At 74.3% G+C, this 9963-nt stretch carries 9 protein-coding genes; 7 read left to right on the top strand and 2 right to left on the bottom strand.

What is annotated here, in order from left to right:
- Positions 1-159: 159 nt before the first annotated feature.
- The 5 genes from ACFXA3_RS23435 to ACFXA3_RS23415 all read left to right on the top strand — a co-directional run bounded on the left by ACFXA3_RS23435 (position 160) and on the right by ACFXA3_RS23415 (position 5845).
- Positions 160-990, top strand: coding sequence for an alpha/beta fold hydrolase (locus tag ACFXA3_RS23435; protein ID WP_385189655.1), 831 nt, complete (start codon positions 160-162; stop codon positions 988-990).
- A gap of 104 nt (positions 991-1094) precedes the next feature.
- Positions 1095-2108, top strand: a complete 1014-nt coding sequence (locus ACFXA3_RS23430; protein WP_385189653.1) for an alpha/beta hydrolase — start codon at positions 1095-1097, stop codon at positions 2106-2108.
- On the top strand, positions 2105-4093 hold the full coding sequence (locus tag ACFXA3_RS23425) for an amidohydrolase (RefSeq protein WP_385189650.1): 1989 nt from the start codon (positions 2105-2107) through the stop codon (positions 4091-4093). The genes ACFXA3_RS23430 and ACFXA3_RS23425 overlap by 4 nt, the downstream gene beginning before the upstream one ends.
- Positions 4094-4119: 26 nt before the next feature.
- A complete protein-coding gene (locus tag ACFXA3_RS23420; RefSeq protein WP_385189648.1) occupies positions 4120-4824 on the top strand; it encodes a GPR1/FUN34/YaaH family transporter in 705 nt (234 codons plus the stop codon).
- Between the two features lie 46 nt (positions 4825-4870).
- On the top strand, positions 4871-5845 hold the full coding sequence (locus ACFXA3_RS23415) for an alpha/beta hydrolase (protein ID WP_385189645.1): 975 nt from the start codon (positions 4871-4873) through the stop codon (positions 5843-5845).
- A 6-nt stretch (positions 5846-5851) separates the two neighbouring features.
- Here ACFXA3_RS23415 and ACFXA3_RS23410 read toward each other — a convergent pair whose 3' ends face one another.
- Entirely contained in the window at positions 5852-6805 is a 954-nt protein-coding gene (locus tag ACFXA3_RS23410; protein ID WP_385189642.1) for a helix-turn-helix domain-containing protein, read from the bottom strand.
- A 260-nt stretch (positions 6806-7065) separates the two neighbouring features.
- Between ACFXA3_RS23410 and ACFXA3_RS23405 the strand changes: the two genes are divergently transcribed.
- A complete protein-coding gene (locus ACFXA3_RS23405) occupies positions 7066-7653 on the top strand; it encodes a PadR family transcriptional regulator (RefSeq protein WP_385189639.1) in 588 nt (195 codons plus the stop codon).
- 61 nt (positions 7654-7714) lie between these two features.
- Complete coding sequence (locus ACFXA3_RS23400) at positions 7715-9292, top strand: FAD-dependent monooxygenase (protein ID WP_385189636.1); 1578 nt, start codon at positions 7715-7717, stop codon at positions 9290-9292.
- 12 nt (positions 9293-9304) lie between these two features.
- On the opposite strand, the gene ACFXA3_RS23395 is transcribed toward ACFXA3_RS23400, so the two are convergent.
- Positions 9305-9963, bottom strand: a 659-nt coding sequence (locus ACFXA3_RS23395; RefSeq protein ID WP_385189633.1) for a LuxR C-terminal-related transcriptional regulator, incomplete at its 5' end; no start/stop codon positions are given.

The raw sequence follows: 9963 nt of genomic DNA, 5'->3' as shown, positions 1-9963 counted from the left end.
TTTGCGGGGGGCGCACACCGCGCACCCCCTCGGGGGGGCGGGGGGGGGGTTTACCCCACGTGGGCTGGGGGCGCGCCCGCGCCCACACCTCCACACCCCGATCCGGCACGAACCTCTCCGCCGACGTCTCGCCCCCGCACACCACAGGAGTACTCCGCCATGCCCTACATCAAGGTCGCCGAAGGCACCTCCGCCCCCGTCGAGCTCCACTACGAGGACCACGGCAGCGGCCGTCCCGTCGTGCTCATCCACGGCTGGCCCCTCAACGGGGCCTCCTGGGAGAAGCAGACCGCCGCACTGCTCGCCGCGGGCCACCGGGTCATCACGTACGACCGCCGCGGCTTCGGCCGCTCCGACCAGCCCTCCGACGGCTACGACTACGACACCTTCGCCTCCGACCTCAACGAGGTGCTGACCGCCCTCGACCTGCGCGACACCGTCCTCGTCGGCTTCTCCATGGGCAGCGGCGAGGTGACCCGCTACCTCGGTACCTACGGCAGCGAGCGCATCGCAAAGGCCGTCATGATCGGCGTCGTCCCGCCGTTCCTGCTCAAGACGGACGACAACCCGGGCGGCGTGGACGCGAGCGTCTTCCGGGGCATCGAAGAAGCCATCACCGCCGACCGGTTCGCCTTCATGAGCGAGTTCCTCGCCGACTTCTACAACGTCGACGTCCTGGGCGGCGAGCGCATCAGCGAGCAGGCCGTCCAGGCCTCCTGGAACGTCGCCGTCGGCGCGTCCGCCAAGGGCACCCTCGACTGCGTCCGGGCCTGGCTCACCGACTTCCGCGGCGACCTTCCGCACATCGACGTCCCCACGCTCATCATCCACGGCGACGCCGACCGCACCCTGCCCATCGAGGCCACCGCGGTACCGCTGGCGAAGAGCATCGCCGGAGCCGAGTTCACGACGGTGGCCGGCGGCCCGCACGGCCTGATCTGGACCCACGCCGCCGAAGTCAACGCCGCGCTGCTCGCCTTCCTCGCCTGAACCCACAGGGCCCGAGCCCGCCCGGAGCCGTCACCGCCGTCGTCCCCCGCGCCGGCCGAGGCACCCGCCGAACCCGACCACCGCATCGCGAAGGAAACCCCGCCATGACGAACCCGAACCCGAACCCCAACTCGAACCCCAACCCGAACCGAGCCGCGGACCCGACCCCGGGAGCGCCCGTACTCGACGCCGCCGCCCGGGCGTTCGCCGACGCCACCGCCCGGCCGCCGTACCTGTACCAGATCCCCGTCGCCGAGGGCCGCAAGGCCGTGGACGACGTCCAGAACGGCGAGGGCGTCACCCTGCCCGCCGTCGACGAGGAATGGATCACGGTCCAGACCGGTCCCACCGGCGCCGTCCGCACCCGGATCGTCCGCCCGCACGGCGCCACCGGCCCCCTCCCCGTCATCCTCTACCTCCACGGCGCCGGCTGGGTCTTCGGCAACGCCCACACCCACGACCGGCTGGTCCGCGAACTCGCCGTCGGCACCGGGGCGGCAGTCGTCTTCCCCGAGTACGACCTCTCGCCCGAAGCCCGCTACCCCGTCGCCATCGAGCAGAACTACGGCGTCGCCCGGTGGATCGTCGGCGAGGGCCACCACAAGGACCTCGACGGCACCCGCATCGCCGTCGCCGGCGACTCGGTCGGCGGCAACATGAGCGCCGCGCTCACGCTCATGGCCAAGCAGCGCGGCGACGTGCCGCTCCGCCACCAGGTCCTCTTCTACCCGGTCACCGACGCCTCCTTCGACACCGACTCCTACCACCGGTTCGCCACCGGCTACTTCCTGCGCCGCGAAGCCATGCAGTGGTTCTGGGACCAGTACACGACCGACGAGGCCGAGCGCGCCCAGGTCACCGCCTCCCCGCTGCGCGCCTCCCTCGACGAGCTCGGCGGGCTGCCGCCCGCCCTGGTCGTCACCGCCGAGGCCGACGTCCTGCGCGACGAGGGCGAGGCGTACGCCGCCCGGCTCCGCGCCGCGGGCGTCCCCGTGGCCGCCCTGCGCGTCCAGGGCACCATCCACGACTTCGTGATGCTGAACTCACTGCGCGACACGCAGGCCGCGTCGCTCGCCATCGGCCTGGCGGTCGACACCCTGCGCAAGGCCCTGGCATGACCGGACCGACGAGCATGCCGGTGGCCGGGATCCGGCCCGCCGCCGGGCCCCGGCAGCGAGCGGCCGACCTCCTCGTCCGCAACGCGAAGGTGCACACCGGTGATCCCGGCCGGCCCGAGGCCCGCGCCGTCGCCGTGCGCGGCGGCCGGATCGCGGCCCTCGGCGACGACCACGAGCTGGCCGCGCTCGTGGGACCGGCCACCCGGATCGTGGACGCCCTCGGCCGCCGCGTGGTCCCCGGACTCAACGACTCCCACCTGCACGTCATCCGGGGCGGCCTGAACTACGTACTGGAGCTGCGCTGGGACGGCGTACGGAGCCTGCGCCGGGCGCTGGCCATGCTGCGCGAGCAGGCCGGACGCACGCCCAGGGGCCAGTGGATCCGGGTCGTCGGCGGCTGGACCGCCGAGCAGTTCGCCGAGCGCCGCATGCCCACCGTCGCCGAGCTGAACGCCGCCGCGCCCGACACCCCGGTGTTCGTCCTGCACCTCTACCAGTCGGCGCTGATGAACCGGGCCGCCGTCCGCGCCGCAGGGTTCACCCGCGAGACCCCGGACCCGCGGGGCGGGCAGATCGTACGCGGCCGGGACGGCGAACCGAACGGGGTGCTGCTGGCGGCGCCCAGCGCCCTCATCCTCTACTCCACGCTGGCCAAGGCCCCCGTCCTGGACGAGGCCGACCGGCGGACGTCGACGCGCCACTTCCTGCGCGAACTCAACCGCTTCGGGCTCACCTCGGCGGTCGACGCAGCCGGCGGCTTCCAGAGCTTCCCGGAGCACTACGCCACCGTCATCGACCTGGCCCGGTCGGGCGAACTGTCCCTGCGGATCGCCTACCACCTGTTCCCGCAGACCGCCGGGCAGGAGCTCGACGACCTCAAGCGCTGGACGCAGACGGTCAAGCCCGGGGACGGCGACGCGTGGCTGCGGCTGAACGGCGCCGGAGAGAACCTCACCTGGGCGGCGGCCGACTTCGAGAACTTCTCCGAACCCCGGCCCGTACTCGCTGCCGGCTACGAAACGGAGTTCGAGCAGGCCGTCCGGCTGCTGATGGAGAACGGCTGGGGCTTCCGGCTCCACGCGACCTACGACGAGACGATCCGCCGCGACCTGGCCGTCTTCGAGAAGCTCGCAGCCGAGGGGCTCTTCCCGGGCGGCAACCGCTGGCTCTTCGACCACGCCGAGACCGTCAGCGCAGCCAGTCTGGACCGCATCGCCGCCCTCGGGGGCGCCGTCTCCGTACAGAACCGCATGTCCTTCCAGGGCTCCGCCTTCCTCGACCGGCACGGGGCCGAGGCGGCCTCCCACGCCCCGCCGGTGCGGGCCATGCTCGACCGGGGGCTGACCGTCGCCGCCGGAACCGATGCCACGCGCGTGTCCTCGTACAACCCGTGGGTCTCGCTCCACTGGCTGGTGACCGGTCGTACCGTCGGCGGAGCCGCGCTCCGCCCGGCCGCGGACCTGATCGACCGGGAGACCGCCCTGCGGCTCTACACCCGCGGCGGGGCCGAGCTGACGGGGGAGCAGGACGTCAAGGGCGTGCTGCGGGAGGGCTGCCACGGCGACCTCGCGATCCTGTCGCACGACTACTTCACCGTGCCCGACGCCGAGATCCCCGGCATCGAGTCCGTCCTCACGGTCGTCGGGGGCCGGATCGTGTACGCGAGCGCCGAGTACGAGGGCCTCGACGAGGCCGTCCCGCCGGTCAGCCCGCCCTGGTCCCCCGTGGCCCGGTTCGGCGGCTACCAGGCGGCCGGAGACGAGGAGGCGTACCCGTCGGCCTCCGACGGGACCGGATCCGACGGGACCGGATCCGACGGCACCGGATCCGGCGGCAGCGCCGGCGACGGCGCCGGCCAGGCGCTGCGCATGGCCGAGGCGGTCGCCGAGGCCGAGGAGCACCGCCGGTGGCGCGCCGCCCGCGACGGCACGGGCTCCGGAACACCTCCGGAGCCGCCCTTCCCCGACCCCTGCTTCGCCCACTGACCAGCACCAGCCGAGGAAGGCGACAGATGAGTACAGCCCCGGCCGACGACGCACCCCCCGGGCGCCGGTTCGAACCCGACCTGCGGTCCATGACGCGGATCAACCTGCGGCCCATCGCCTCCCCGATGCCGCTCGGCTTCTTCACCGTGGCGATCGCCTCCGTGCTGACCGGCTGCCTCCAGCTCGGCGTCTTCGAGGCCGCCGACCGCAGGGCCGTCGCCCTGTGCGTACTGCCCGCGTTCGCCCTCCAGCTCCTGGTGAGCGTCCTCGCCTTCGGGGCGCGGGACGTGATCGCGGCGACCCTCATGGGCACGTTCGCCGGGAGCTGGCTCGCGTACAGCCTGGTCATGGCGAGCGGCGCGGCGGGCGGGCCGCGCGTGCTGGGCGTGTTCAACCTGGCGTTCCTGTGCTTCGGGGGGTTGATGGCGGCCGTGACCCGGCCCAAGCGCGCCCTGTGGCTCGTCCTCGTGGTCTCGACGCCCCGGTGGGCGGCCACCGGACTGTCCGGGCTGACCGGCGCCGAATGGCTCACGCAGGCGTCCGGCGGCCTCGGACTGCTGGTGGCCCTCGTCGCCACGTACGCGGCGTTCGCCCTGATGCTGGAGGACATGCGCAGCGAGGAGGTCCTGCCCATCGGGCGCAGCGGTCCCGCCCGCACCGCGGTCGAGGGCGACCTCGCCGTACAACTGCGCAACCTGGAACGCCATGCGGGAGTGCGGCGCACCCTGTGACCGCGCACCCCGTGACCGCGCACCCTGCCGGGGCGAGGAGCCCTCGATGGCCGGGGTGACGCCGCAGGCCGGGCCCGTCCCCGCACCCGCGGGGGCCCGGGCCCTGGTCGGGGCGACCTCCCCGGCCCACCTGTCCGCGCACGGGCCGGCCGCCGCCCGCAGGGCACTGGAGGTGCTGCAGGCGGCGGGAGCGGCCGACCGGCCCGCGGTCGACGAGGAGTGGTTCGCGGTGGCGGGCGGGCCCACCGGTGGCGTCTGGGTCCGCCTCGTGCGGCCCGCGGGAGCCCGGGGCCCCCTGCCGGTGATCCTCTACCTCCACGGCGCCGGGTGGGTGCTCGGCAGTGCCTCCACCCACGACCGGCTGGTCCGCGAACTGGCCGTCGGGACGGGGGCGGCCGTGGTCGTCCCCGCATACGACCTGTCGCCCGAGGCCGGGTATCCGGTCGCCCTGGAACAGAACTACGCCGTCGCGCGGTGGATCGTCGCCGAAGGCGCCGGGAAGGGACTGGACGGGAGCCGCCTCGCCGTTGCGGGGGACTCGTCCGGCGGGAACCTGTGCGCCGCACTGACCCTGCTGGCCAAGGACCGGGGCGACGTTGCGCTGCGCGGGCAGGTCCTGTTCTGCCCGGTGACCGACGCCGGCTTCGACACCGGCTCCTACCACCGCTTCGCCCGCGGCCGCGGCCTGCGCCGCGACACCATGCAGTGGTGCTGGGACCAGTACACGACGAGCAGGATCGAGCGCGCGCAGATCACCGTGTCGCCGCTGCGCGCCACGACCGGGCAACTCGGCGGCCTGCCGCCGGCCCTGGTGGTCACCGCGGAGGCGGACGTGCTGCGCGACGAGGGCGAGGCCTACGCCGCCGGGCTGCGGGCCGCGGGCGTCCCCGTCGCCGCCGTCCGTGTCCAGGGCGCCCTGCACGGCTTCGTCGTGCTGGACGCCCTGCGTTCGACCCCCGGGGCCCGGGCGGCCCTCATGGCGGCCACGCGTGCGCTGCGCGCGGCCCTGCACGGCCCGTGACGGCGCTCATGCCTGCCGGACGCCCGACTGCCACTCGCGGGGCGACATCCCGTACGCGGCGCGGAACGCCCGGCTGAAGTGGGAGGGGTTCACGAAGCCCCAGCGCTGGGCGACCGCCGACACGCTCGGGGCCGTCCCCGACGGCCGGGACAGGTCACGGCGGCACCGCTCCAGGCGCTCGCGGTGGATCCAGCGCCCCACCGTGGCGTCCTCGGCCCGGAAGAGCTTGTGCAGGTACCGCACCGACATGTGGTGCGCCGCCGCGATCCGCTCGGGGGACAGGTCCGGCTCTGCGAGGTGCCGCAGGATGTACTCCTTGACGCGCGCCAGCATCCCGCGCGCCGTCTCCGAAGCGTGGGGGTTGAGCCGGCCCTGCCGCTCCCGTACGAGGACCGTGAGCAGATCCGCGGCGGTCTGGGCCAGCTGCCGGCCCGTGTACGGGTCGAAGTCCGCCGGACGGGCGGCCAGTCGGGACAGGTACCCGGCGACGAGGCCGGCCGTTCCGTCGCTGCCGAAGACCGTTCCGGTGACCGCCCGCAGATCGCCCTCCGATACGCCCAGACCCTGCTTGGGCACCCGGAACGCCGTGAAGCGGAAATCGTCCGGCTGCTCCCTCGTGTACGGCCTTCCCGCGTCCGAGCAGGTGAACGTGCCGGGTCTGACCAGGGCCTGGCGGCCGTCCTGGGTGAGCCTCGCGGTACCCCGGTGGTGCAGGGTCACGGTCATGTACTCGCCGCCGCCCCGGGAGATCAGCCGCCGCTCGCGCGTCACCGTCTGCGGTCCGGCCTCGACGACGGAGATCTGCAGCGGACCGAGCCGGTCGATGGCGATGGTGCCCACCGAGGGCTCGCGTTCGTGCAGCGAGACGTCCAGCGGGACGAAGGTGTCCGACACCACCCTGTGCCAGTAGTCCGCCCGTTCGGCGCCCGACAGGGGGAGGGTGGACAGCACGACGGACATGGCGACTCCTTGGTGCAATGGCGCGGGCACCCCGGGTGACCGTGACGGGATACGGCCGTGCGCGGTCGGGGCGCCGTGGATCGGGGACTGAGGGAGCGGCCCGCGAGGTGGGGCCCGCTCGTCCGGTCCAGTCTCGTTGCGGCCGAAGCCGGTGCCATCCGTCAGGTGACTTAGCGGCGGTGCCGGCCGCCCTATCGGATTACTCGGATCCGAGTAGTAGGATCCGAGTAGTCAATGTCCCGAGCCGACTTCGGAGTGAGATGACCACCAGACGACCGGCCAACCCCCTGGCCCTCGCCGTGCTGGGCCTGTTGCTGGAGCAGCCCATGCACCCCCACGCCATGGCGACCGCACTGCGCGGGCGCGGGATGGACCGGGCCTTCAAACTGACGACCGGGTCGCTGTACGACACGGTGCGGGCCCTCGCCCGGGACGGCTGGATCGACGCGGCCGACACCGAGCAGGTGGGCGGCCGCCCGGCGCGCACCGTCTACCGGCACACCCGCGAGGGGCAGCAGTACTTCATCGACTGGCTGGACGAGATCGTCCGCGAGCCGTCCCCGGAGTACCCGAAGTTCCTGTCCGCCGTCGGCTACCTGGGCGCACTTGGCCGGCAGCGGGCGGCGCGGGCGCTGCGTGAACGGGCGGCGGCCCTGACGGCCCGGATCGCCGAAGGCGAAGGCGCGTACCGCAGCGCCCGGGAGGAGCACGGGGCGCCACGGCTGTTCGTGATCGAGGCCGAGTACGCCCAGGCGATGCTGCAAGCCGAGTTGAAGTGGGTACTGCGCACCGCCGAGGAGATCGAGCAGGGCACCCTGGAATGGCCGGAGGTCTCTGCCGATGCGTGACACGGCCGCGCCCGCGACGACACGGACCGGGCAGCACTCACCAGGGACACCACCGGCCGCCGTGCGGTCCCCGTTACCGGAGCCGACGGGCGCACCGCACGAGGACGCCGACGTCCTGGTGGTGGGGGCCGGGCCCGCCGGGCTGACGCTGGCCTGCGAGCTGGGGCTCGCGGGGGTGAGCGTCGCGGTGATCGAGCGGCACCCCGCCCCGCCCGCCTTCTGCCGCGGCTTCAACCTCAACGCCCGCAGCCTGGAGCTGCTGGACCGCCGCGGCCTCGCCGGCCGCTTCCTCTCCGAGGGCCCCACCGCGGCGACCACCGCGTTCGTCGGAGAGGCCCGGCTCGACCTGGCCGCCATGCGCACCGCACACCCCTACGTGCTGGGGATCGCCCAGACCCGGGTGGAGGAGATCCTTGCCGGGCGGGCCGCGGAACTGGGGGTGCGCGTCCTGCGCGGTCACCGGCTGACCGGGCTGCGCCAGGACGACGGCGGGGTGCGCGCCGAGGTCGAATCCCCGGGCGGGCGGATGCTGCTGCGCCCGGGCCGGCTGGTCGGCTGCGACGGCGGCCGCAGCACGGTGCGCAAGCTGGCCGGCATCGGTTTCCCCGGCACGCCCGCCCGCAGCTTCACCCTGCTCGGGGACGTGGTCCTGGCGGACCCGCAGGCGATCCCGTTCGGGGTGACGGCCGGCCCGGCCGGCACGGTGTTCGCCATCCCGCGGCCCGGATACGTGCGGCTGATCACCCACGACCCCCGGCCGCCGGAGGACCGGGACGAGCCGGTGACGCCCGCCCGCTTCCAGGAGGTGCTGGACGAGGTGCTGGGGCGGCACGTGGAGCTGGCCGAAGCCCACTGGCTCACCCGGTTCGGGGACGCGGCCCGGCTGGCCGAACGGCTGCGGCACGGCCGGGTGATGCTGGCGGGCGACGCCGCGCACATCCATCCCCCGGCCGGCGCCATCGGCGTCAACGCGGCCATCGACGACGCGATGAACCTCGGCTGGAAGCTCGCACTGGTCGCGCGCGGACAGGCCCCCGAAAGCCTCCTGGACACCTACCACAGCGAGCGCCATGCGGCCGGTGCCCGGCTGCTGCGCAACACCCGCGCACAGATGCTGGTCGCCGGGGAGGGCGAACGGCTGGCACCCGTACGGGAACTGCTCGCCGAGCTGGCGCAGGCCGGGGAGACGGCCGGTCACCTGGCCGAGGAGATCACCGGCGTCGGTACCCGCTACCCGGCTCCGCACGGCTCCGGTCATCCCTGGGAGGGGAGGATGGTGCCGGACGTCGCGCTGGAACGGGGCAGCCTGCTGTCGCTGCTGGCCCGCACGGGTCGCGGAGCACTGCTGGTGGACGAGTGCACGGGAACGCACCCGCTGCGCGAGGCGGCCAGGCCGTGGGCGGACCGGGTGAGCGTGGGGTCGGCCCGCCCCGATGCCCTGCCGGGAACGTCGGCCGTGCTCGTCCGCCCGGACGGCCACGCCGCCTGGGCGGCGGCACCCTGCGCACCGCACCACACCGGCGCCCGGCAGTTGCGCGCGGCCCTGCAGCACTGGTTCGGGCCCCCGAAGGCGGCGCCGGGGCCGGACACCGCGGGGCCGGACACCGCGGGGCCGGAAGCGACGGCGCCGTGCCGCTGACGCCGGCCGTCGTCAGTCGGTGGCGTCCTGGTCGACCACGTCGCGCAGCTGGCTGCGCGCGGTCACACCCAGGACCGGGAACGCCTGGTAGAGGTGTGTGCCCACGGTGCGCGGCGACAGGAAGAGGCGTTCGCCTATCTCCCGGTTCGTCAGGCCCTGCGCCGCCAGCCGCACGATCCGCCGCCGTTGCGGGGTGAGGGTGTTCAGCCCGCTGCGGGGCGCCGATTCGCAGGCGACGCCGGCGGCCCGCAGCTCCGCCTGCGCGCGCTGGTGCCAGTACCCGGCACCCAGCCCCTCGAAGAGGTCGCGGGCCTTGGTCAGCGCGTCGCGGGCATCGGCGATCCGGCGCTGCCGGCGCAGCCACTCGCCGTACTCCAGCCAGACCTGGGCGCGTTCGAAGGGCCACCGCTGCCCGGCCGGATCCTCCAGCGCGGCGTGGAAGAGGGAGCCGGCTTCGCCCGGTTCGGCGAGCAGCGCCGCGGCGCGGTTCAGGATCTGCCGCAGCCGCACCGACGCGCCGTCGCCGGCCTCGGCGGTGACGCGCTCCAGGGCGGACGCGGCCTCCTCGGCGTGCCCGGTGAGCACGGCGACGGCCGCGAAGTCGGCAACGGCGTAGCACGACAGGTGGTAGTGGACCGGGGCTCGCGTACGGTCGAACACCTCCCGCAGGT

The organism is Streptomyces sp. NPDC059456 (genome assembly GCF_042750055.1).
GTDB lineage: Bacteria > Actinomycetota > Actinomycetes > Streptomycetales > Streptomycetaceae > Streptomyces.
The sequence above is the reverse complement of the archived record's forward strand: the minus strand, read 5'-3'. Positions and strand labels throughout refer to the sequence as shown.